We start from the raw sequence: 20673 nt of genomic DNA on the forward strand, positions 1-20673 counted from the left end.
GATGCTGTTTAATGCGCTGGCCGCGCTAGGTCATCGCGGTATTAAAACCACCGCGACCTTTGGACGCGCCGGATTAATGCTGTTTAACGCCGTTGTCGGCAAACCAGAGTTTCGCAAGCACGCGCCGCTGCTGGTTCGTCAACTCTACAACGTCGGCGTTCTGTCGATGCTGATTATCATTGTATCGGGCCTGTTTATCGGTATGGTGCTCGGGCTGCAGGGGTATCTGGTCTTAACCACCTACAGCGCTGAGACCAGTCTTGGCATGCTGGTGGCGTTGTCGCTGCTGCGCGAGCTGGGGCCGGTGGTCGCCGCGCTGCTGTTTGCAGGTCGCGCCGGGTCGGCGCTGACCGCCGAGATTGGCCTGATGCGGGCCACGGAACAGCTCTCCAGTATGGAGATGATGGCGGTGGATCCGCTGCGCCGCGTCATTTCTCCCCGTTTCTGGGCCGGCGTCATTTCGCTGCCGCTGCTGACGATTATCTTCGTCGCGGTGGGGATCTGGGGTGGCGCGCTGGTGGGCGTGAGCTGGAAGGGCATTGACGGTGGTTTTTTCTGGACCGCGATGCAAAATGCCGTCGACTGGCGAATGGATCTGGTGAACTGCCTGATTAAGAGCCTGGTATTCGCCATTACGGTAACCTGGATTGCGTTATTCAATGGTTATGACGCTATCCCCACTTCCGCCGGGATTAGCCGGGCGACTACACGCACCGTGGTGCATGCGTCGCTGGCGGTTCTGGGGCTGGATTTTGTGCTGACTGCGCTGATGTTTGGGAATTGAGTTCATGCAAACGAAAAAAAATGAAATCTGGGTAGGGGTGTTCTTACTGGTGGCGCTGCTGGCGGCGCTGTTTGTCTGCCTGAAGGCGGCAAACGTCACCTCGTTACGTACCGAGCCGACTTACCGTCTTTACGCGACCTTCGATAATATCGGCGGCCTGAAAGCGCGCTCGCCGGTGCGCATCGGCGGTGTGGTTGTTGGCCGCGTGGCGGACATCACCCTCGACCCGAAAACCTATCTGCCGCGCGTGGAGCTCGATATTGATGAGCGCTACAACCATATCCCCGATACCAGTTCGCTGGCGATCCGCACCTCTGGCCTGCTGGGCGAGCAGTATCTGGCGCTGAACGTCGGTTTTGAAGACCCGGACCTCGGGACGACTATCCTTAAAGACGGCGGTACTATCCAGGACACCAAGTCCGCCATGGTGCTGGAAGATCTGATTGGTCAGTTCCTTTATAACAGCAAGGGCGGCGACAATCAGAATTCTGGCAATGATAAGGCCGAGGCAGAAGGTCATACTGACGCGACGCCGGCAGCCGGCACGACGCATTAATTTCAGGAGAAATACGATATGTTTAAACGCTTACTCATGGTCGCCATGCTGGTGATTGCCCCGCTGACCGCGGTCCAGGCGGCAGACCAGTCCAATCCGTATAAGCTGATGAATGAAGCGGCGCAGAAAACCTTCGATCGCCTGAAGAATGAACAGCCGAAGATCAAGGCCAACCCTAACTATCTGCGCGACATCGTCGACCAGGAGCTTCTGCCGTATGTGCAGGTGAAGTATGCCGGCGCGCTGGTGCTGGGCCGCTATTACAAAGAAGCCACCCCGGCGCAGCGTGAAGCCTATTTTGCCGCCTTCCGTGAATACCTGAAGCAGGCCTATGGCCAGGCGCTGGCCATGTACCATGGTCAGACCTACCAGATTGCCCCGGAACAGCCGCTGGGCAGCGCGACCATCATTCCGATCCGCGTCACCATCCTCGACCCGAATGGCCGTCCGCCGGTACGTCTCGACTTCCAGTGGCGTAAAAACACCCAGACCGGCAACTGGCAGGCCTACGATATGATCGCGGAAGGGGTCAGCATGATCACCACCAAACAAAATGAGTGGAGCGATCTGCTGCGTACCAAGGGCGTTGATGGCCTGACCGCGCAGCTGAAAGCGATCTCCGCTCAGCCGATCACCCTGGAACAGAAAAAATAATGAGCGGGCAGCTGAGCTGGACTCGTGATGGCGAGACGCTGGCGCTGCACGGAGAGCTGGATCAGGATCTGCTGGTCCCGCTCTGGGAGGCACGTGCCCAGGCGACGGCGGGGACAGCGATCATCGATCTCAGCCAGACCACGCGCGTGGACACGGCGGGCCTGGCGCTGTTAGTGCATTTTGTCGCGCTGATTCGCCGCCAGGGCCGGGAAGCGCAGCTGATCGGCAAGAGCGAAAATCTGCAAACGCTGGTCGGTCTTTACAACCTGCCTGCCGATATGATCCCATAATCTTTTCAGTGCCTTAGCGTTGAAGCTATTCCGAAAGCCCCGGCAATCTTTTCGCCGGGGCTTTTTGCTTGTTTAAGACCGCGCCACTTTCCTCTAAGATGTTGGGCTGTTTTCACTATCAGATAAATTTGAGCCCATGGAAAATCATGAAATTCAGACCGTGCTGATGAACGCACTCCCCCTCCAGGAAGTCCACGTCTCTGGCGATGGCAGCCACTTTCAGGTTATTGCTGTGGGTGAGATGTTCGATGGCATGAGTCGGGTTAAAAAGCAGCAGAGCGTCTACGCGCCGCTGATGGAATATATTGCTGACAACCGCATCCATGCGCTGTCGATCAAGGCCTTTACTCCGCAGGAGTGGGCGCGAGACCGCAAACTAAATGGCTTCTAAGCTGTGGGGGATCCCCTGCAGCGTATGTGAATTTTTAATAGAGAACAGAATCAATGGATAAATTCCGTGTTCAGGGGCCGACTCGCCTTCAGGGCGAAGTCACCATCTCCGGTGCAAAAAACGCCGCCCTGCCAATCCTCTTTTCCGCGCTGCTTGCCGAAGAGCCGGTAGAGATCCAGAACGTACCTAAGCTGAAAGACATCGATACCACCATGAAGCTGCTGAGTCAGCTGGGCGCGAAGGTAGAGCGCAATGGTTCGGTGTGGATTGACGCCGGCCCGGTCGATGTATTCTGTGCTCCGTACGATCTGGTGAAAACCATGCGCGCCTCCATCTGGGCGCTGGGCCCGCTGGTGGCGCGTTTCGGTCAGGGACAAGTCTCTCTGCCTGGCGGCTGCGCCATCGGCGCGCGTCCGGTCGATCTGCATATTAGCGGGCTGGAACAGCTGGGCGCCGAGATCAAACTGGAAGAAGGTTATGTTAAAGCCTCGGTCAATGGTCGTCTGAAAGGCGCGCATATCGTGATGGATAAAGTGAGCGTCGGCGCCACCGTCACTATCATGAGCGCAGCGACCCTCGCCGAAGGGACGACGATTATCGAAAACGCCGCTCGCGAGCCGGAGATCGTCGATACCGCGAACTTCCTTAACGCGCTGGGCGCAAAAATCAGCGGCCAGGGCACCGATCGCATCACCATCGAAGGCGTGCAGCGTCTGGGCGGCGGCGTTTACCGCGTGCTGCCGGACCGTATTGAAACCGGGACCTTCCTGGTTGCCGCAGCCATTTCCGGCGGCAAGATCCTCTGCCGTCACGCGCAACCAGATACCCTGGACGCCGTACTGGCGAAGCTGCGCGACGCCGGAGCGGACATCGAAACGGGCGAAGACTGGATCAGCCTTGATATGCACGGCAACCGTCCGAAAGCGGTTAACGTGCGTACCGCGCCGCATCCGGGCTTCCCGACCGATATGCAGGCCCAGTTCACGCTGCTCAACCTGGTCGCGGAAGGGACCGGCGTGATCACCGAAACGATCTTTGAAAACCGCTTTATGCACATTCCGGAACTGATCCGTATGGGCGCCCACGCGGAGATCGAGAGCAATACCGCGATCTGTCACGGCGTGGAGCAGCTTTCGGGCGCGCAGGTGATGGCGACCGATTTGCGTGCTTCGGCGAGCCTCGTACTGGCAGGTTGTATCGCTGAGGGAACCACCATCGTCGATCGCATCTATCATATCGATCGTGGCTATGAGCGTATCGAAGATAAACTGCAGGCGCTGGGTGCCAATATTCAGCGCGTGAAAGGCGAGTAACCGCATCCTGTCAGGGCCCGGGCGTCTATCCCGGGTCCTTGTCGAACAATCACATCACTTGTCCATCTTCTTTTGACGCATCATCTGCGTTCTGTCGATAAACTCATGCGTTACCGGATCATGGTAGCGTGACGGCCAGATGACCCACGGCTGTGTATCCAGCGCCGTGGCGATGATTAATTCGCCTTTCGGCCAGGGGCGGGTCAGGGCGTTCGCCAGCGTTGAAGAACTCAGACCGTGCCGTCGCGACTCTGCCGCCAGCGATGTTCCCCGTTTACGTAATCCCGCAACAATATCTGCGGGATGCCAGTCGATGAACTTATCCATAAATTCTCCTGGTGATAAAGATCCTGATCGGCCCATATGGGCGACGGGGACACTATACCTGCGCACCAGGTAAGGTTCTAACAAGTTCTGTTAAAGCGCCGGAATATTCAGAATGTATCAAGGTATCCGGAAATTTACGGTAGGGAATGGGTTTTTACTGGAACTTTCCCGCGCATTGCGCGGGAAGGGGGAGGAGATTAATGATCGCGCTGAACCGCGATATGCGCCAGCCCGATCAAGGCTTCACGCCAGGGGGTGTCAGGGAGAACCTGCAGCGCGGCAATCGCTTTGTCAGCTTCTTCTTCGGCACGTTTCTGCGTCCATTCCAGCGAACCGCAGGCAGCCATCGTTTCCAGGACGGCATCCAGCAGATGGCGGCCGTTGCCCTGCTCGATTGCCCCGCGAATCATCGCCGATTGATCGGCGGTACCATGGTGCATGGCGTGCAGCAGCGGTAGCGTCGGTTTGCCTTCGTTGAGGTCGTCACCGACGTTTTTACCAAGCCGCTCTCCGTCGGAGCTGTAATCGAGTAAATCGTCGATCAGCTGGAAAGCGGTGCCGAGATAGCGGCCATAATCCTGCAACGCGCGCTCTTCTTCCGCAGTGCAGTCGGCCAGTAATCCCGCACACTGCGAGGCAGCCTCAAACAGACGCGCCGTCTTGCTGTAGATGACGCGCATGTAGTTCTCTTCCGTGATATCCGGGTCATTGACGTTCATCAGCTGCAGCACTTCGCCTTCGGCAATGACGTTCACCGCTTCCGACATGACCTCGAGGATCTTCAGCGAGCCCAACTGGGTCATCATCTGAAAGGCGCGGGTATAGATAAAATCGCCGACCAGCACGCTGGCGGCATTGCCAAACGCCGCATTTGCCGTGGCTTTGCCGCGACGCATATCAGACTCATCGACGACGTCGTCATGCAGCAGGGTGGCGGTATGAATAAATTCAATCAGCGCAGCAATGGTGACATGCGCGCTCCCCTGATAGCCCACCGCGCGGGCGGCGAGCACAGCAATCATCGGGCGAATGCGTTTGCCGCCGCCGCTGACGATGTAATAGCCTAACTGATTGATAAGCTGAACATCGGAGTTGAGTTGCTCAAGAATCGTCGCATTGACACCCGCCATATCTTGCGCGGTTAACTCATTGATTTTTTCTAAATTCATCGCAAAAGCCGGGCCAAATGTCCTGTTACCATGAATCCAGGTGGGATCACAGAAGGATTAAGACAGAATTAAAAGAAGTTATGATTGTACTGAAAAATTGCCGTAGATAAACGTTGTCGTGAAAGTTGTGTTTTTTTTCTGCATTGATCGCTAATCGCTCTTGTCAAAGGCTCGCGTTTTGCGTAATATTCGCGCCCTATTGTGAATATTTATAGCGCACTCTGAATCACACGAAGAGGTGCGCGGAAGCGGAGTTTTATATGTACGCGGTTTTCCAAAGTGGTGGTAAACAACACCGAGTAAGCGAAGGTCAGACCGTTCGCCTGGAAAAGCTGGACATCGCAACTGGCGAAGCTGTTGAGTTCGCTGAAGTGCTGATGATCGCAAACGGTGAAGAAATCAAGATCGGCGTTCCTTTCGTTGAGGGCGGCGTAATCAAAGCTGAAGTTGTTGCTCACGGTCGTGGCGAGAAAGTTAAAATCGTTAAGTTTCGTCGTCGTAAACACTATCGTAAGCAGCAGGGCCATCGTCAGTGGTTCACTGATGTGAAAATCACTGGCATCAGCGCCTAAGACCTGAGGAGTAGATTTAAATGGCACATAAAAAGGCTGGCGGCTCGACTCGTAACGGTCGCGATTCAGAAGCTAAACGTCTGGGCGTAAAACGTTTCGGCGGTGAAGCAGTTCTGGCAGGTAGCATCATCGTTCGTCAACGTGGTACCAAATTCCACGCTGGCACCAACGTTGGTTGCGGCCGTGACCACACTCTGTTCGCTTTGACTGACGGTAAAGTCAAGTTCGAAGTTAAAGGCCCGAAAAACCGTAAATTCATCAGCATCGTTGCTGAATAAGTTTTTCGCGTCCCGGTAACGGATGAAAGCCCCGCAACACGTTGCGGGGCTTTTTACATTCGTCTACCGGAAAATTTTTGCAGGGAAACAGGCATGAAGCAGCAGGCTGGGATTGGCATTATTCTGGCGCTTACCACCGCGATGTGTTGGGGAGCGTTGCCGATTGCAATGAAGCAGGTTCTTGAGGTGATGGCGCCGCCAACGGTGGTGTTTTATCGCTTCCTGATGGCCAGTATTGGTCTTGGCGCGATCCTCGCGATCAAAGGCAAACTGCCGCCGCTGCGAATTTTTCGCAAGCCGCGCTGGCTGGTCTTATTAGCGATTGCCACCGGCGGCCTGTTCGGTAACTTCATCCTGTTCAGTTCTTCCCTGCAGTATCTCAGCCCCACGGCTTCTCAGGTCATCGGCCAGCTATCGCCGGTAGGCATGATGGTGGCTAGCGTCGTGATTCTGAAAGAGCGCATGCGCGGCACCCAGGTGGTGGGCGCGTTGAAGCTGCTCAGCGGGTTGGTGATGTTCTTCAACACCAGCCTGATTGAAATCTTTACCCGCCTGACGGACTACACGTGGGGGGTAATTTTCGGCGTTGCTGCCGCCACGGTGTGGGTAAGCTACGGCGTCGCGCAAAAGGTGTTATTGCGCCGTCTGGCATCACAGCAGATACTATTTTTGCTGTACACTTTATGTACGATTGCATTACTGCCGCTCGCTGAGCCTGGGGTGATATCCCGGTTAAGCAGCTGGCAACTGGCATGCCTGATTTTTTGCGGGCTGAATACCCTGGTCGGCTACGGGGCGCTGGCGGAAGCCATGGCGCGCTGGCAGGCGGCGCAGGTCAGCGCGTTAATCACCTTGACGCCACTGTTTACGCTACTGTTTTCTGATTTATTATCAATGGCCTGGCCCGATGTTTTCGCCAGACCGATGTTAAACCTGATTGGTTATCTCGGTGCGTTTGTCGTGGTTGCGGGCGCGATGTATTCCGCCATCGGCCATCGTCTTTGGGGACGTTGGCGTAAGCGAGAGGCGGTAGTACCGCTGCCCCGCTCAGGCGAATGATTTACGGAGAGTAAAATGAAGTTTGTAGATGAAGCAACGATCCTGGTCGTAGCAGGTGACGGCGGCAATGGTTGCGTAAGCTTCCGCCGCGAAAAATATATTCCGAAAGGCGGCCCGGACGGCGGCGATGGCGGTGACGGCGGCGATGTCTGGCTGGAAGCGGACGAAAACCTGAATACCCTGATCGACTACCGTTTTGAAAAATCTTTCCGCGCCGAACGCGGGCAGAATGGCCAGAGCCGCGACTGTACCGGTAAGCGTGGTAAAGACGTGACGGTAAAAGTGCCGGTCGGGACCCGGGTTATCGACCAGGGCACCGGCGAGACCATGGGCGATATGACCAAACACGGTCAGCGTCTGATGGTGGCGAAGGGCGGCTGGCACGGTCTGGGCAACACCCGTTTTAAATCATCCGTTAACCGTACGCCGCGTCAGAAGACCATGGGTACGCCGGGTGATAAGCGCGACCTGCAGCTGGAGCTGATGCTGCTGGCGGACGTCGGAATGCTCGGGATGCCGAACGCCGGTAAATCCACCTTCATCCGTGCGGTCTCCGCCGCCAAGCCGAAAGTGGCTGACTATCCGTTTACCACCCTGGTGCCAAGCCTGGGCGTGGTGCGTATGGACAATGAGAAGAGCTTTGTGGTCGCCGATATCCCGGGGCTGATTGAAGGCGCAGCGGAAGGCGCAGGCCTCGGCATCCGCTTCCTCAAGCACCTTGAGCGCTGCCGCGTATTGCTGCACCTGATCGACATCGAGCCTATCGACGGTTCCGATCCGGTTGAGAACGCGCGCATCATCATCGGCGAGCTGGAGAAATACAGCGAGAAGCTGGCCTCCAAACCGCGCTGGTTAGTCTTTAACAAGATTGACCTGATGGACAAAGCGGAAGCCGAAGCTAAAGCGAAGGCGATTGCTGAAGCGCTGGGTTGGGAAGAGAAATTCTACCTGATTTCCGCCGCCAGCCAGCAGGGCGTAAAAGATCTGTGCTGGGACGTGATGACCTTCATCATCGAAAACCCCATCGTGCAGGCGGAAGAAGAGCAGAAGCCGGAGAAAGTCGAGTTTATGTGGGACGACTATCACCGTCAGCAGCTTGAAGAGGCCGAAGCCGAAGTGGAAGATGACGAAGACTGGGATGACGACTGGGACGAAGACGACGAAGAAGGCGTTGAATTCATCTACAAACGTTAATCCTGACTTCTCTGGATCAAAAAGGGCCGCATCTGATGCGGCCCTTTTGTTTTTAGTTGTTCTGGTACAAATCTTTATAAAGCCGGCTTTCAAAGCGCACCAACGGTATGCGGCGGTTACGCTGATCGGCTGGCTCCACGGCGTAGCCGGAGAGGTATTGCACGAAGGCCACCTTTTGCCCGCTGGCGGTAGTGATGAAGCCCGCAAGGTTATAAACCCCCTGCAGCGACCCGGTTTTCGCCGAGACTTTGCCATCGACGCCCGCCTGATGGAGGCCGGCGCGATACTGCAGCGAGCCGTCATGGCCCGCCAGCGGCAGCATAGAGATGAAGTTGAGCTCGGTGTCGTGCTGGGCGATATACTGCAACACCTGCATCATGGTCGCCGGGGCGATCAGGTTGTGGCGCGACAGGCCAGAGCCGTCGGCGATGATGGTGTTGCCGAGATCAACCCCAGCCTGTTGACGCAGGATCTGACGTACGGCATCGGATCCTGCCCGCCAGGTCCCTGGTACGCCGAACCGGGCATGACCGATGGTACGAAAAACGGTATCCGCAATCATGTTGTCGGATTTCTTCAGCATGATCCGTAGCAGATCGTGCAGCGGCGCTGACTGGGTGGTGGCTAATACCGTGCCGGGCTCATTGGCCAGCGTCTGACGCAGCAGCGTGCCGCTATAGGCGATCCCCGCCTGCTTCAGCTCCGCTTTAAGGATCGCCCCGGCGTAGCTGGCGCCATCCTGTATCGCGAAGGCCAGCGGCAGCGGTTCGCTACGCTGCGGCAGGCAGCCGGTGAGGGTATAGCGATTGAGGTCGCCCGGCACCACGTCCAGTTCGCAATACTGGGCTTCCGATGAGCCACGCGCCAGGGTGCGAACCTGACTGAACATGGTGACCGGATAATAGGAGGCGACGCGAATGAAGGCGAGATCGCCCGGCTTCTGCGCGCTATACAGCGAGACCGAGAAGCAGTTGCGGTCGACAATCGCCGCCGCAGGCGGAGCGCTGAAGCATTGCGTCAGGTCGTTCCACGGCCACCCCGGCGCTTTATCATGGCTGGCGAAGACCGAGGTATCGATAAGCACATTGCCGTCGATACGTTGCACGCCAGCTTTTTTCAGCGTCGCCACCATGTTGCGAATATCCTGCCGCTTCAGCGTCGGGTCGCCGCCGAAGCGGGCGATCAGATCGCCTTTCAGCACGCCGCCGTCCAGTGAGCCTTTGGTTTCCAGCGTGGTGGTGAAGCGAAAATCGGGACCCAACTGCAGCAGGGCCGCCAGCGCGGTGATGACCTTTTGCGTACTGGCCGGAAGCGCCATTTGCTGGCTGTGATAGTCGATTTCCGGCGTCGATGCGCCGACCTTTTGCGCCATAAAGGCAAGGTTCGCACCGGCGGGAAGCTGGGTGATGTACTCGTCAATATTCGCCGCCTGAGCGCTAAGCGCTATACCGGCAGTCAATCCGATGATAAATCTGGGAAATCGCATAATCTCGCGCTAACAACCTGAAGCCAGGCCGTCATACTACGGTGCAACGCCCAGTAAAGTAAACGATGACCCATAATGAACTTCGGGGTAAAATACCTATCAAATGAAAAATTGCTGCTGACCTGGGGAGTGTTTCCCGGGTCGGTTTCTTTTTGCTCGTGTCCTGCCCGTGGACAGGACAGGTGGCGGAGCGGAGCTATCCGTTTCCTGAAGGAATGATAAAGAGGTATAACTAATGCAAGCGATTCCGATGACCTTACGTGGCGCTGAAAAACTGCGCGAAGAACTGGATTATCTGAAGTCTGTGCGTCGTCCTGAAATCATTGCCGCTATTGCTGAGGCCCGTGAACACGGCGATCTGAAAGAGAATGCCGAGTATCACGCCGCGCGTGAACAGCAGGGCTTCTGCGAAGGGCGCATCAAGGATATCGAAGCGAAGCTGTCCAATGCGCAGGTTATCGATATCACCAAAATGCCGAACAATGGTCGGGTGATTTTTGGCTCTACTGTCAGCGTGCTGAACCTCGATACTGACGAGGAACAGACCTACCGTATCGTGGGCGATGACGAAGCTGATTTTAAGCAGAATCTGATCTCCGTGAACTCGCCGATTGCCCGTGGTCTGATCGGTAAAGAGCAGGATGACGTCGTGACTATCCGTACACCGGGTGGGGAAGTGGAATACGAAATTACCAAGGTTGAATACCTGTAAGGCGTATTTCCCGCTACGATGTTTATAGATTGTAAAGAAAGGAAAAAGGCCGCATAGCGGCCTTTTATCAACGTCACGAGCATGGCATTTTGCTCGCCTGGCCACAGAAATCCCTCGTTTTACACAAAGTTGTGTCGGGATTGAGGATATTCTTAGCGTGGCAGCGAGATTTTACGCTCTGGCGTTGGGCGGTACAGAACCAGCGTTTTACCGATGACCTGTACGTTACAGGCGCCGGTTTCGCGCACGATGGCTTCCACGATCAAGGCTTTAGTTTCGCGATCTTCTGAGGCGATCTTCACCTTGATGAGTTCATGGTGCCCTAACGCTTGTTCGATCTCGGCCAGTACCCCTTCGGTCAAACCATTGTTGCCAAGCATAACTACCGGCTTGAGCGGATGTGCCAGACCTTTCAGGTGCTGTTTTTGTTTAGTACTCAGATTCATCGTATTTTTTTGCTTACGTTGGGATTGAAAACGGGTCATTCTACCGCCATCTCCCATATATCGCCAAACTACCGCGTCGATTTTTACGCAGTAAAGTACGATGAACCCGAACGGGAATGTTAAATGACAGGTAAAAAGCGTTCTGCCAGCTCAAGCCGCTGGCTTCAGGAACACTTTAGCGATAAATATGTTCAACAGGCACAGAAAAAGGGGTTACGTTCCCGTGCCTGGTTTAAACTTGATGAAATACAGCAAAGTGACAAAATTTTTAAGCCGGGGATGACGATAGTTGACCTCGGCGCTGCTCCCGGGGGCTGGTCGCAGTATGCGGTCACGCAGATCGGCAACAGCGGCCGCATCATCGCTTGCGATCTTTTACCAATGGATCCAATCGTTGGTGTGGACTTCCTTCAGGGCGACTTTCGTGATGAATTAGTCCTGAAAGCGTTACTTGAGCGAGTAGGCGACAGTAAAGTACAAGTGGTCATGTCCGATATGGCGCCGAATATGTGCGGAACACCGGCGGTGGATATTCCCCGGGCGATGTATCTGGTAGAACTGGCGCTTGAAATGTCTCGTGATGTATTAGCGCCAGGTGGTAGTTTTGTAGTGAAGGTGTTCCAGGGCGAAGGCTTCGATGAGTATCTTCGAGAAATTCGCTCCCTGTTTACGAAGGTCAAAGTTCGTAAGCCGGACTCTTCCCGCGCTCGTTCGCGTGAAGTGTATATTGTAGCGACCGGGCGTAAACCATAACCGGCAGATTTCAAATGAAAGTTTGAAAGAAACTGGATATAGCGTATCCTGACGCTGTTTTTAACACAGTTGTAATAAGAGGTTAATCCCTTGAGTGACATGGCGAAAAACCTAATACTCTGGCTGGTCATTGCCGTTGTGCTGATGTCAGTATTCCAGAGCTTTGGGCCCAGCGAGTCGAATGGCCGCAAGGTGGATTATTCTACCTTCCTGCAAGAGGTCAATCAGGACCAGGTTCGCGAAGCGCGTATCAACGGACGTGAGATCAACGTTACCAAGAAAGATAGTAACCGTTACACGACTTACATTCCGGTTAACGATCCGAAGCTGCTCGATAACCTGTTGACTAAAAACGTCAAAGTTGTTGGTGAACCACCAGAAGAGCCAAGCCTGCTGGCTTCCATCTTCATCTCCTGGTTCCCAATGCTGCTGTTGATCGGCGTCTGGATCTTTTTTATGCGGCAAATGCAGGGCGGCGGCGGAAAGGGCGCGATGTCCTTCGGCAAAAGCAAAGCCCGTATGCTGACGGAAGATCAGATCAAAACCACTTTTGCTGACGTTGCCGGGTGTGACGAAGCGAAAGAGGAAGTCGGCGAACTGGTGGAATACCTGCGTGAGCCGAGCCGCTTCCAGAAACTGGGCGGTAAGATCCCGAAAGGCGTCCTGATGGTCGGTCCTCCGGGTACCGGTAAAACGCTGCTGGCGAAAGCGATCGCTGGCGAAGCAAAAGTGCCGTTCTTTACTATTTCCGGTTCTGACTTCGTAGAAATGTTCGTCGGTGTTGGTGCATCTCGTGTGCGTGACATGTTCGAACAGGCTAAGAAAGCAGCGCCTTGCATCATCTTCATCGATGAAATCGACGCCGTCGGCCGCCAGCGTGGCGCCGGTCTTGGCGGTGGTCACGATGAACGTGAGCAGACCCTGAACCAGATGCTGGTTGAGATGGACGGCTTCGAAGGTAACGAAGGTATTATCGTTATCGCGGCGACTAACCGTCCGGACGTTCTTGACCCCGCGCTGCTGCGTCCGGGCCGTTTTGACCGCCAGGTGGTGGTTGGCCTGCCGGATGTTCGCGGTCGTGAGCAGATCCTGAAAGTGCATATGCGTCGCGTTCCGCTGGCACCGGATATCGATGCGGCAATCATTGCTCGCGGTACCCCTGGCTTCTCTGGTGCGGACCTGGCCAACCTGGTCAACGAAGCGGCCCTGTTTGCTGCCCGCGGCAACAAACGCGTCGTATCGATGGTTGAGTTCGAAAAAGCGAAAGACAAAATCATGATGGGTGCGGAACGCCGCTCCATGGTGATGACGGAAGCGCAGAAAGAGTCCACCGCTTACCACGAAGCGGGCCACGCGATTATCGGTCGTCTGGTGCCGGAGCACGATCCGGTGCACAAAGTGACGATTATCCCGCGCGGTCGTGCGCTGGGTGTGACCTTCTTCCTGCCGGAAGGCGATGCGATCAGCGCCAGCCGTCAGAAACTGGAAAGTCAGATCTCCACCCTGTACGGCGGTCGTCTGGCGGAAGAGATTATCTACGGTCCGGAACATGTTTCTACCGGCGCGTCTAACGACATTAAAGTGGCGACGAACCTGGCGCGTAACATGGTGACCCAGTGGGGCTTCTCCGACAAACTTGGTCCGCTGCTGTACGCGGAAGAAGAGGGTGAAGTGTTCCTCGGCCGCAGCGTCGCGAAAGCGAAGCATATGTCCGATGAAACCGCACGTATCATCGACCAGGAAGTGAAATCGCTGATTGAGCGTAACTACGGTCGTGCTCGCCAGCTGCTGAACGACAACATGGACATTCTGCACGCGATGAAAGATGCGCTCATGAAGTATGAGACCATCGATGCGCCGCAGATTGACGACCTGATGGCTCGTCGCGATGTTCGTCCGCCAGCGGGTTGGGAAGAACCCGGTTCTTCTAACAACTCTGACAACAATGGCACGCCTCGTGCGCCGCGTCCGGTCGATGAACCGCGTACGCCGAACCCGGGCAACACCATGTCAGAGCAGCTGGGCGACAAATAAGCTGCCGCTGTTGATGTCTTGTTTTAACCTTAAAACCCCGGGGCGCCCGCTCCGGGGTTTTTCTTTTTTAACCTCTTCAGTCTCAGGGATTTTGTGATGAAACTTGTAGCCCAGGGCTCAACCCTCGATCTCTCTCACCCCCACGTGATGGGTATTCTTAATGTGACGCCTGACTCCTTCTCCGATGGCGGCGCCCATAATTCGCTGATTGAGGCGGTGAAGCATGCCAATCTGATGATCAACGCCGGGGCGACCATCATTGATATCGGCGGTGAATCGACGCGGCCAGGGGCGGCTGAGGTTAGCGTGGAAGAGGAGCTTGCGCGGGTGATCCCGGTGGTGGAGGCTATCGCCCAGCGCTTTGAGGTGTGGATCTCCGTGGATACCTCCAAAGCGGAGGTTATCCGCGAATCCGCCCGGGCAGGGGCGCATATCATTAACGATATTCGTTCGCTGACCGAACCCGGCGCGTTGCAGGCTGCGGCGGAAACCGGGCTGCCGGTGTGTCTGATGCATATGCAGGGACAGCCGAAAACCATGCAGGAGGCGCCGAAGTATGAGGATGTCTTCGCCGATGTGGAGCGCTTTTTTAATGAACACATCGTGCGCTGCGAACAGGCAGGGATCGCAAAAGAAAAATTGCTGCTCGACCCGGGATTCGGTTTCGGTAAAAATCTCACCCACAATTATCAACTGCTGGCCAGGCTGGGAGAGTTTCATCACTTTGGTCTGCCGCTGCTGGTCGGTATGTCGCGTAAGTCGATGGTAGGTCAGTTGCTGAACGTCGGGCCGTCGGAACGGCTGAACGGCAGCCTGGCGTGTGCCGTCATTGCAGCAATGCAGGGCGCGCAGATTATCCGCGTCCATGATGTCAAAGAAACGGTAGAAGCGCTGCGCGTGGTGGAAGCCACTCTCGCCGCTAAGGGAAAAAAACGTTATGAGTAACCGCAAGTATTTTGGCACCGATGGTATTCGTGGCCGCGTCGGCGATGCGCCGATCACTCCGGAATTTGTGCTTAAGCTCGGCTGGGCGGCGGGCAAAGTGTTAGCGCGTCACGGCTCGCGTAAAATTATCATCGGCAAGGATACCCGTATTTCGGGCTATATGCTGGAATCGGCGCTGGAAGCCGGGCTGGCGGCAGCGGGGCTCTCTGCGTCGTTCACCGGGCCAATGCCAACGCCGGCGATCGCCTACCTGACGCGCGCCTTTCGCGCCGAGGCGGGGATCGTCATCTCCGCTTCACATAACCCTTTCTACGACAACGGCATCAAGTTCTTCTCCATTGAGGGCACCAAGCTGCCGGATGATGTGGAAGAGGCGATTGAAGCCGAAATGGAGAAAGAACTCACCTGTGTGGACTCGGCTGAGCTGGGTAAAGCCAGCCGCATCGTCGATGCCGCGGGCCGCTACATTGAGTTTTGTAAAGGCACCTTTCCTAACGAGCTGAGCCTCTCCACGCTGAAAGTGGTGGTGGACTGTGCGCACGGCGCAACCTACCACATTGCGCCCAATGTTTTCCGCGAACTGGGCGCCCAGGTTATCGCGATGGGCTGCGAGCCTGATGGCCTCAACATCAACGAAGAGGTCGGGGCCACCGACGTGCGGGCGCTGCAGGCGCGCGTGCTGGCGGAAAAAGCCGATCTGGGCATTGCCTACGATGGCGATGGCGATCGGGTGATCATGGTTGACCACGAAGGCAATAAAGTCGATGGTGACCAGATCCTCTACATCATCGCCCGGGAAGGGCTGCGTCAGGGACAGCTGCGCGGCGGCGCCGTCGGTACGCTGATGAGCAATATGGGCCTGGAGCTGGCGCTCAAGCAGCTGGGCATCCCGTTTGCCCGCGCTAAGGTGGGTGACCGCTATGTGCTGGAGATGCTCCAGGAAAAAGGCTGGCGCATCGGTGCGGAAAACTCCGGCCACGTGATCCTGCTGGATAAAACCACCACCGGCGATGGCATTGTCGCCAGTTTGCAGGTGGTTGCGGCGATGGTACGCAACCATATGAGCCTGCATGACCTGTGCAGCGGCATGAAGATGTTCCCTCAGCTGCTGGTGAATGTGCGCTTTACCGAGGGCAGCGGTAACCCTCTGGAGAATGAGCATGTCAAAGCGGTGACCGCAGAAGTGGAAGCGGCGTTAGGTAAGCGTGGCCGCGTCCTGCTGCGTAAATCGGGTACGGAACCGCTGATCCGCGTCATGGTGGAAGGCGAGCATGAAGATCAGGTGCACGAGTTTGCGCATCGCATCGCCGAAGCGGTAAAAAGCGTCTAAGCTTGTCGGCTAAGTGGTTAAAAAGGCGGCGCTTGCCGCCTTTTTTATGATCGAACACCGGCTTTTTGCTGTTTTTTTCTGCAGTTGATACAATGTGTCGAAATTGCCCTTGCGAAGGTCATTCGCTTTGGTTAGTATTCACACCCGCTTCAGTGGGAAACGTTAAAACGTCCCGCTTTATTGGTCGAAGCACTTGGTATGCGGCGAATCCGCAAGGAACAGGTTGATTATGTACGAAGCTCTTTTGGTTGTTTTCCTTATTGTAGCGATTGGCCTCGTAGGTCTGGTTATGCTGCAGCAAGGTAAAGGCGCTGATATGGGAGCCTCCTTCGGTGCAGGCGCTTCCGGCACACTGTTTGGGTCCAGCGGTTCTGGTAACTTCATGACCCGTATGACCGGCATCCTGGCTGCGCTGTTCTTCATCATCAGTCTGGCGCTGGGTAACATCAACAGCAACAAGACCAGTAAAGGAAGTGAGTGGGATAACCTGAGCGCGCCGAAAACAGAGCAAACTCAGCCAACTGCGCCGGCTCAGCCGACCAGCGATATCCCGCACTAAGTATTCTGTACCGAGGTGGTGGAATTGGTAGACACGCTACCTTGAGGTGGTAGTGCCCTAACGGGCTTGTGGGTTCGAGTCCCATCCTCGGTACCAATATTCCAGAAAAAAGACGCTGAAAAGCGTCTTTTTTTGTTTTTATCCCCACCGGTCATTTATTAATAAACATCTCTTCACTGGCTCCCGCCTTTTACTGTCGTTAAAGTCGCCACGTCTAATCAACAGAGGTGAAGTGACACAATGAACAAGATCGGGTTGCTTATCGTCGCCGGCGCGCTCGGTTTAGCGGGATGCAGTTCAACATCGCCATCCAAAACGGTGGAGACGATTAATGCGCTAACCGTACCGGTATCATACAGTGAGCCTGGCGTTGCAGCGAATAATCCCCAGGCGGTGACGCGCTATTTCCAGGACAATACGGCACTGATTGGCCGCCTTAACCATTCATTGAAAAGCCATTATCTGCAGGATGTTGAGCGCCGCGATGTGTTCGACAGACACAGCGAGGCGTATCAGGTGTATGGCGCTCTGACCCGCCTGGAGCAGATGGCGTCCATGAATGAGGTTTACCGCAAAGAGAATAATGTTGCTGGCCTGCAGGAGATTAACCGCGTACTGAAAAGCGTGCCGCAGGCCAGTTAAGAATGAAGCAGGGACTGCCGGATGGCAATCCCTGTGCATGGATTAAAAGCGGAAGTTAACCCCGGCGTAGGCCCCGTCGGCGAGGGTGTTGTCGCGATGGCCGTCTTTCCCCGCCATATCGATATATCGATAGCCTGCTTCGATATTCAGCGACGGCAGCACGTTAAGGCGTACCCCGGCATTGGCCTCCACATAATCATCGACGCCGCTGGACATCGAGTCCGGCGAGTAATAGCCCTCACCGAAGAGCGTGAAGTACTGGCCGAGAGGGAGCTCTGCTCCGCCACCCGCGGCGATGGCGTAGCCTTCATCCCCATCTTTAGGGTTCAGATAGATGCCTTTACCGCCCAGCGTCATAAGGAAAGGCCCGAGGTTGAAGTTATAACCCATACCCAGTCCAATGGTGTCGCCGTCATTGTCACTATGCGCCCACTGGGTATTGAACGTCATTCCAGGTTCCCCGGCGCCAAAGCTGGCAGACAGATTGGTAAACTCGCTACCGGCTTCACCATGCAGATTAACGGATGCGCAGGCGGCGCCGCTGGCCCCCACGGCGATCATCAGGGCTACCATTTTTGGAGCAATAGACTTCATTGTTGAATTCCTTCAGATAAAAAAAAGCCCGATACGGGTGTTCGGGCAAAATTAACGGGTTTTTGGATCTCATCGTTATGGTCGAGCAGGCGGTAGGAGAGGGGATCAACTCCCGCTACCGCTGCTCACGCCTGGCCGATTGCCGGCGGCATATCCTGCACCTGCGCAGGCCCGGCGATGCACGCCTTGTATGGCTGTCTGCTGGTCGTGCCCGGCACAGGATGTCCTCCGGTAACTCAGGTAGTTAGCTTAAAATTATTTTTTTGTTACCGTTAGCGTTTATTGGTTTAAATTTAAACAACTTCAGCTGTGAGATGAATAGCCACAAATGACAGAGGTTGGCGCGAGTCAGAATTTTTCAGGAAGTGAGGCAATGCTTTGTAAATAACCCCCCCGGGCAAAGGCAATATAACCGCCTTTCTTTAAGGCTGACAAGACATTAAGAATACTGCTGCGTGAGAGATGAGTCCGGTCCTGAATATATTCAAGAATAGATACGCGCTGTCGTGTCTCTTCGGTTAAGAGCATCATTTCCAGCAGATGGTTACGGATCACCGAATAGGTTCGCTGTTGCAAGACCAAATCGTCACGATACACCATATACGAGGTATGATAGGCCAGCAGGATTGTCACTTCTTCCCACAGATTATGCTGACGAAATAGCGCCGACGCCAGATCGTAGTCGATACGTAGTAGCTCGGATGAGACCTCTGCACGCAGGCTATGACTGCGGCTGGGCTGCAGCATTTCCGCCACGCCGAAAAGGTGGGGTTCATAGACGGTCACCATCAAGAGCCTGTCGGAATTACGAATAATCGACAACTCGCCTTTTTTAAAAATAAAGAGCTGGGTTTTGCCTTTATATTCCCACGTGAGTCTTTTTCTGGCGATCGCGTTAACGGGCGTCGCGTGTGGCTCAAGCACATCGATCAATCGGTCAATGGCCTTCTGCGGCCTGATAGGCGGTTTAATATTCATGATGTTTATCACCAGATACGAATTAATCAATTGAGGATATTATAGTCAACAATTTTGCTGACCAGGCGATAAGGAAATAATGCCTCTTTTCGAATTTTCTGGTGCAGACTGGTAACAAAAAATAAAAAAGCCGGCGGAGAGCCGCCGGCAGAGAGCAAACATCGTCAGGCGATTATTTGCCTTTGTTTTCCAGATTTTCAACCTGCGGTAAACCCGTCGCTGAGGAGGCGCTCAGCAGGCCAGACTGCGCGTAGCCGAACAGCTTCTCGCGGGTATCGGTGATATCCAGATTACGCATGGTCAGCTGGCCGATACGGTCTTCAGCGGTAAACATGGAATCGCCTTTTTCCATGGTCAGACGCTCTGCTTTATAGGTCAGGTTGTCTGATACCGTATTGAGGATCGAGTAGTCGTTGCCGCGACGCAGCTCAAGGGTGACTTCGCCGGTGATCTGGCTGGCGACCCAGCGCTGCAGCGAATCACGCAGCATCAGCGCCTGGGAATCAAACCAGCGGCCCTGATACAGCAGACGGCCCAGCTGGCGACCGTGAGCGTGATATTGCTCGATAGTATCTTCGTTATGAATACCGGTCAGCAGACGCTCGTAAGCGATATGCAGCAGCGCCATCCCCGGGGCTTCATAAATGCCGCGGCTTTTCGCTTCGATAATCCGGTTTTCGATCTGGTCGCTCATGCCCAGGCCGTGACGACCGCCGATGCGGTTGGCTTCCAGCATCATCTCGACGTCATCGGCGAAGGTTTTGCCATTAAGCGCTACCGGGTGACCCTGCTCAAAACGTACGGTGACCTCTTCCGCAGGGATCTTCACGTTTTCGTCCCAGAACTTTACGCCCATAATCGGGTTGACGATCTTGACGCTGGAATTCAGATACTCCAGATCTTTCGCTTCGTGGGTAGCGCCGAGCATGTTGGAGTCGGTGGAATAGGCTTTCTCGACCGACATTTTGTAGTCAAAGCCGCAGGCGATCATAAATTCGGACATTTCGTGACGGCCGCCGAGTTCATTGATGAAATCGCTGTCCAGCCACGGTTTGTAGATCTGCAGTTCAGCGTTGGTCAGCAGGCCGTAGCGATAGAAACGTTCGATATCGTTGCCTTTATAGGTGCTGCCATCGCCCCAGATGTTGACGCCGTCTTCTTTCATTGCCGCTACCAGCATGGTGCCGGTGACCGCGCGGCCCAGCGGCGTGGTGTTGAAGTAGGTCAACCCGCCGGTGGTGTTATGGAAAGCGCCACACTGAATCGCGGCGATCCCTTCTGCGACCAGCTGTTTGCGGCAGTCGATCAGACGGGCGCCTTCGGCGCCGTACTCTTTCGCGCGGCGCGGAATAGCATCGTAGTCGTCTTCGTCCGGTTGACCCAGGTTAGCGGTATATGCATAAGGCACGGCGCCTTTTTTGCGCATCCATAACAGCGCGGCGCTGGTATCCAGTCCACCAGAGAAAGCGATACCAATACGTTGACCAACCGGGAGATGCTTGAGAATCGTCGTCATAAAATAAAACCCTGCTCGATAGACTGTGGTGAGTTCGACCCAACAACCTTAACTGCATTTTTATGCATTAATTGTGAGTATTCATTTAACC

Annotated in this window: 24 protein-coding genes and 1 tRNA gene; 18 read left to right on the forward strand and 7 right to left on the reverse strand. The window is 55.3% G+C overall.

Features of this window, described 5'->3' with window-relative positions; translation table 11 throughout:
• The first annotated feature begins 1 nt into the window (after window position 1).
• The 6 genes from mlaE (at window position 2) to murA (ending at window position 3988) form a co-directional block, all read left to right on the forward strand.
• Window positions 2–784: a lipid asymmetry maintenance ABC transporter permease subunit MlaE gene (mlaE, locus tag L2I46_RS08050; RefSeq protein WP_004150949.1), complete on the forward strand. Its 783-nt coding sequence runs from the start codon at window positions 2–4 to the stop codon at window positions 782–784.
• Between the two features lie 4 nt (window positions 785–788).
• Window positions 789–1340 (forward strand): outer membrane lipid asymmetry maintenance protein MlaD, encoded by a 552-nt coding sequence (mlaD, locus tag L2I46_RS08055; RefSeq protein WP_004206195.1) that lies wholly within the window; start codon window positions 789–791, stop codon window positions 1338–1340.
• 18 nt (window positions 1341–1358) lie between these two features.
• Entirely contained in the window at window positions 1359–1994 is a 636-nt protein-coding gene (mlaC, locus tag L2I46_RS08060) for a phospholipid-binding protein MlaC (RefSeq protein ID WP_023291126.1), read from the forward strand.
• Window positions 1994–2284 (forward strand): lipid asymmetry maintenance protein MlaB, encoded by a 291-nt coding sequence (mlaB, locus tag L2I46_RS08065; protein ID WP_023291125.1) that lies wholly within the window; start codon window positions 1994–1996, stop codon window positions 2282–2284. The genes mlaC and mlaB overlap by 1 nt, the downstream gene beginning before the upstream one ends.
• 136 nt (window positions 2285–2420) lie before the next feature.
• Window positions 2421–2675, forward strand: coding sequence for a BolA family iron metabolism protein IbaG (gene ibaG / locus L2I46_RS08070; protein ID WP_004144910.1), 255 nt, complete (start codon window positions 2421–2423; stop codon window positions 2673–2675).
• 53 nt (window positions 2676–2728) lie between these two features.
• Window positions 2729–3988: a UDP-N-acetylglucosamine 1-carboxyvinyltransferase gene (gene murA, locus L2I46_RS08075; protein ID WP_023291124.1), complete on the forward strand. Its 1260-nt coding sequence runs from the start codon at window positions 2729–2731 to the stop codon at window positions 3986–3988.
• 54 nt (window positions 3989–4042) lie between these two features.
• On the opposite strand, the gene sfsB is transcribed toward murA, so the two are convergent.
• The gene (gene sfsB / locus L2I46_RS08080; protein WP_004206189.1) at window positions 4043–4315 is read right to left on the reverse strand and encodes a DNA-binding transcriptional regulator SfsB; all 273 of its coding nucleotides are present in this window, start codon (window positions 4313–4315) and stop codon (window positions 4043–4045) included.
• Window positions 4316–4512: 197 nt separating this feature from the next.
• Window positions 4513–5484: an octaprenyl diphosphate synthase gene (gene ispB / locus L2I46_RS08085; RefSeq protein WP_023291123.1), complete on the reverse strand. Its 972-nt coding sequence runs from the start codon at window positions 5482–5484 to the stop codon at window positions 4513–4515.
• 260 nt (window positions 5485–5744) lie between these two features.
• Between ispB and rplU the strand changes: the two genes are divergently transcribed.
• The 4 genes from rplU to cgtA all read left to right on the forward strand — a co-directional run bounded on the left by rplU (window position 5745) and on the right by cgtA (window position 8587).
• On the forward strand, window positions 5745–6056 hold the full coding sequence (gene rplU / locus L2I46_RS08090) for a 50S ribosomal protein L21 (protein ID WP_002918379.1): 312 nt from the start codon (window positions 5745–5747) through the stop codon (window positions 6054–6056).
• A 20-nt stretch (window positions 6057–6076) separates the two neighbouring features.
• On the forward strand, window positions 6077–6334 hold the full coding sequence (rpmA, locus tag L2I46_RS08095; RefSeq protein ID WP_002434222.1) for a 50S ribosomal protein L27: 258 nt from the start codon (window positions 6077–6079) through the stop codon (window positions 6332–6334).
• A 93-nt stretch (window positions 6335–6427) separates the two neighbouring features.
• Entirely contained in the window at window positions 6428–7393 is a 966-nt protein-coding gene (locus L2I46_RS08100; RefSeq protein WP_236947731.1) for a DMT family transporter, read from the forward strand.
• Window positions 7394–7408: 15 nt separating this feature from the next.
• Window positions 7409–8587 carry an Obg family GTPase CgtA gene (gene cgtA, locus L2I46_RS08105; RefSeq protein ID WP_004206186.1) on the forward strand — a complete coding sequence of 393 codons (1179 nt, stop codon included), beginning with the start codon at window positions 7409–7411 and terminating at the stop codon, window positions 8585–8587.
• Between the two features lie 52 nt (window positions 8588–8639).
• Here cgtA and dacB read toward each other — a convergent pair whose 3' ends face one another.
• Entirely contained in the window at window positions 8640–10073 is a 1434-nt protein-coding gene (gene dacB / locus L2I46_RS08110; RefSeq protein ID WP_023291122.1) for a serine-type D-Ala-D-Ala carboxypeptidase, read from the reverse strand.
• A gap of 235 nt (window positions 10074–10308) precedes the next feature.
• On the opposite strand from dacB, the gene greA reads away from it, so the two are divergent.
• A complete protein-coding gene (gene greA, locus L2I46_RS08115; protein ID WP_002918375.1) occupies window positions 10309–10785 on the forward strand; it encodes a transcription elongation factor GreA in 477 nt (158 codons plus the stop codon).
• Between the two features lie 152 nt (window positions 10786–10937).
• On the opposite strand, the gene yhbY is transcribed toward greA, so the two are convergent.
• Entirely contained in the window at window positions 10938–11231 is a 294-nt protein-coding gene (yhbY, locus tag L2I46_RS08120) for a ribosome assembly RNA-binding protein YhbY (protein WP_002918374.1), read from the reverse strand.
• Between the two features lie 123 nt (window positions 11232–11354).
• On the opposite strand from yhbY, the gene rlmE reads away from it, so the two are divergent.
• From rlmE to L2I46_RS08155, 7 genes are all read left to right on the forward strand, one after another.
• On the forward strand, window positions 11355–11984 hold the full coding sequence (gene rlmE / locus L2I46_RS08125; protein WP_008806638.1) for a 23S rRNA (uridine(2552)-2'-O)-methyltransferase RlmE: 630 nt from the start codon (window positions 11355–11357) through the stop codon (window positions 11982–11984).
• A 99-nt stretch (window positions 11985–12083) separates the two neighbouring features.
• Complete coding sequence (ftsH, locus tag L2I46_RS08130; protein ID WP_004206183.1) at window positions 12084–14018, forward strand: ATP-dependent zinc metalloprotease FtsH; 1935 nt, start codon at window positions 12084–12086, stop codon at window positions 14016–14018.
• Between the two features lie 96 nt (window positions 14019–14114).
• Window positions 14115–14963, forward strand: coding sequence for a dihydropteroate synthase (gene folP / locus L2I46_RS08135; RefSeq protein WP_004206182.1), 849 nt, complete (start codon window positions 14115–14117; stop codon window positions 14961–14963).
• Window positions 14956–16293, forward strand: coding sequence for a phosphoglucosamine mutase (gene glmM / locus L2I46_RS08140; protein WP_004206179.1), 1338 nt, complete (start codon window positions 14956–14958; stop codon window positions 16291–16293). The genes folP and glmM overlap by 8 nt, the downstream gene beginning before the upstream one ends.
• 229 nt (window positions 16294–16522) lie before the next feature.
• Window positions 16523–16852 carry a preprotein translocase subunit SecG gene (secG, locus tag L2I46_RS08145; RefSeq protein WP_002918369.1) on the forward strand — a complete coding sequence of 110 codons (330 nt, stop codon included), beginning with the start codon at window positions 16523–16525 and terminating at the stop codon, window positions 16850–16852.
• 9 nt (window positions 16853–16861) lie between these two features.
• A tRNA-Leu gene (locus L2I46_RS08150) sits at window positions 16862–16948 on the forward strand.
• A 297-nt stretch (window positions 16949–17245) separates the two neighbouring features.
• Window positions 17246–17494: a hypothetical protein gene (locus L2I46_RS08155; protein WP_072420646.1), complete on the forward strand. Its 249-nt coding sequence runs from the start codon at window positions 17246–17248 to the stop codon at window positions 17492–17494.
• 42 nt (window positions 17495–17536) lie between these two features.
• On the opposite strand, the gene L2I46_RS08160 is transcribed toward L2I46_RS08155, so the two are convergent.
• The 3 genes from L2I46_RS08160 to argG all read right to left on the reverse strand — a co-directional run bounded on the left by L2I46_RS08160 (window position 17537) and on the right by argG (window position 20582).
• Entirely contained in the window at window positions 17537–18088 is a 552-nt protein-coding gene (locus L2I46_RS08160) for a YfaZ family outer membrane protein (RefSeq protein ID WP_032454172.1), read from the reverse strand.
• 348 nt (window positions 18089–18436) lie between these two features.
• Window positions 18437–19066 carry a winged helix-turn-helix transcriptional regulator gene (locus L2I46_RS08165; RefSeq protein WP_023291118.1) on the reverse strand — a complete coding sequence of 210 codons (630 nt, stop codon included), beginning with the start codon at window positions 19064–19066 and terminating at the stop codon, window positions 18437–18439.
• A gap of 172 nt (window positions 19067–19238) precedes the next feature.
• Complete coding sequence (gene argG / locus L2I46_RS08170; RefSeq protein WP_065805101.1) at window positions 19239–20582, reverse strand: argininosuccinate synthase; 1344 nt, start codon at window positions 20580–20582, stop codon at window positions 19239–19241.
• Window positions 20583–20673 lie beyond the last annotated feature (91 nt).

Source organism: Klebsiella sp. 2019SCSN059 (genome assembly GCF_021739525.1).
GTDB lineage: Bacteria > Pseudomonadota > Gammaproteobacteria > Enterobacterales > Enterobacteriaceae > Klebsiella > Klebsiella quasipneumoniae.

Bases quoted from the DNA above. Each gene is read 5' to 3' on its own strand.
- mlaE (WP_004150949.1), top strand. From the start codon at position 2: ATGCTGTTTAATGCGCTGGCCGCGCTAGGTCATCGCGGTATTAAAACC.
- mlaD (WP_004206195.1), top strand. From the start codon at position 789: ATGCAAACGAAAAAAAATGAAATCTGGGTAGGGGTGTTCTTACTGGTG.
- mlaC (WP_023291126.1), top strand. From the start codon at position 1,359: ATGTTTAAACGCTTACTCATGGTCGCCATGCTGGTGATTGCCCCGCTG.
- mlaB (WP_023291125.1), top strand. From the start codon at position 1,994: ATGAGCGGGCAGCTGAGCTGGACTCGTGATGGCGAGACGCTGGCGCTG.
- ibaG (WP_004144910.1), top strand. From the start codon at position 2,421: ATGGAAAATCATGAAATTCAGACCGTGCTGATGAACGCACTCCCCCTC.
- murA (WP_023291124.1), top strand. From the start codon at position 2,729: ATGGATAAATTCCGTGTTCAGGGGCCGACTCGCCTTCAGGGCGAAGTC.
- sfsB (WP_004206189.1), bottom strand. From the start codon at position 4,315: ATGGATAAGTTCATCGACTGGCATCCCGCAGATATTGTTGCGGGATTA.
- ispB (WP_023291123.1), bottom strand. From the start codon at position 5,484: ATGAATTTAGAAAAAATCAATGAGTTAACCGCGCAAGATATGGCGGGT.
- rplU (WP_002918379.1), top strand. From the start codon at position 5,745: ATGTACGCGGTTTTCCAAAGTGGTGGTAAACAACACCGAGTAAGCGAA.
- rpmA (WP_002434222.1), top strand. From the start codon at position 6,077: ATGGCACATAAAAAGGCTGGCGGCTCGACTCGTAACGGTCGCGATTCA.
- L2I46_RS08100 (WP_236947731.1), top strand. From the start codon at position 6,428: ATGAAGCAGCAGGCTGGGATTGGCATTATTCTGGCGCTTACCACCGCG.
- cgtA (WP_004206186.1), top strand. From the start codon at position 7,409: ATGAAGTTTGTAGATGAAGCAACGATCCTGGTCGTAGCAGGTGACGGC.
- dacB (WP_023291122.1), bottom strand. From the start codon at position 10,073: ATGCGATTTCCCAGATTTATCATCGGATTGACTGCCGGTATAGCGCTT.
- greA (WP_002918375.1), top strand. From the start codon at position 10,309: ATGCAAGCGATTCCGATGACCTTACGTGGCGCTGAAAAACTGCGCGAA.
- yhbY (WP_002918374.1), bottom strand. From the start codon at position 11,231: ATGAATCTGAGTACTAAACAAAAACAGCACCTGAAAGGTCTGGCACAT.
- rlmE (WP_008806638.1), top strand. From the start codon at position 11,355: ATGACAGGTAAAAAGCGTTCTGCCAGCTCAAGCCGCTGGCTTCAGGAA.
- ftsH (WP_004206183.1), top strand. From the start codon at position 12,084: ATGGCGAAAAACCTAATACTCTGGCTGGTCATTGCCGTTGTGCTGATG.
- folP (WP_004206182.1), top strand. From the start codon at position 14,115: ATGAAACTTGTAGCCCAGGGCTCAACCCTCGATCTCTCTCACCCCCAC.
- glmM (WP_004206179.1), top strand. From the start codon at position 14,956: ATGAGTAACCGCAAGTATTTTGGCACCGATGGTATTCGTGGCCGCGTC.
- secG (WP_002918369.1), top strand. From the start codon at position 16,523: ATGTACGAAGCTCTTTTGGTTGTTTTCCTTATTGTAGCGATTGGCCTC.
- L2I46_RS08160 (WP_032454172.1), bottom strand. From the start codon at position 18,088: ATGAAGTCTATTGCTCCAAAAATGGTAGCCCTGATGATCGCCGTGGGG.
- L2I46_RS08165 (WP_023291118.1), bottom strand. From the start codon at position 19,066: ATGAATATTAAACCGCCTATCAGGCCGCAGAAGGCCATTGACCGATTG.
- argG (WP_065805101.1), bottom strand. From the start codon at position 20,582: ATGACGACGATTCTCAAGCATCTCCCGGTTGGTCAACGTATTGGTATC.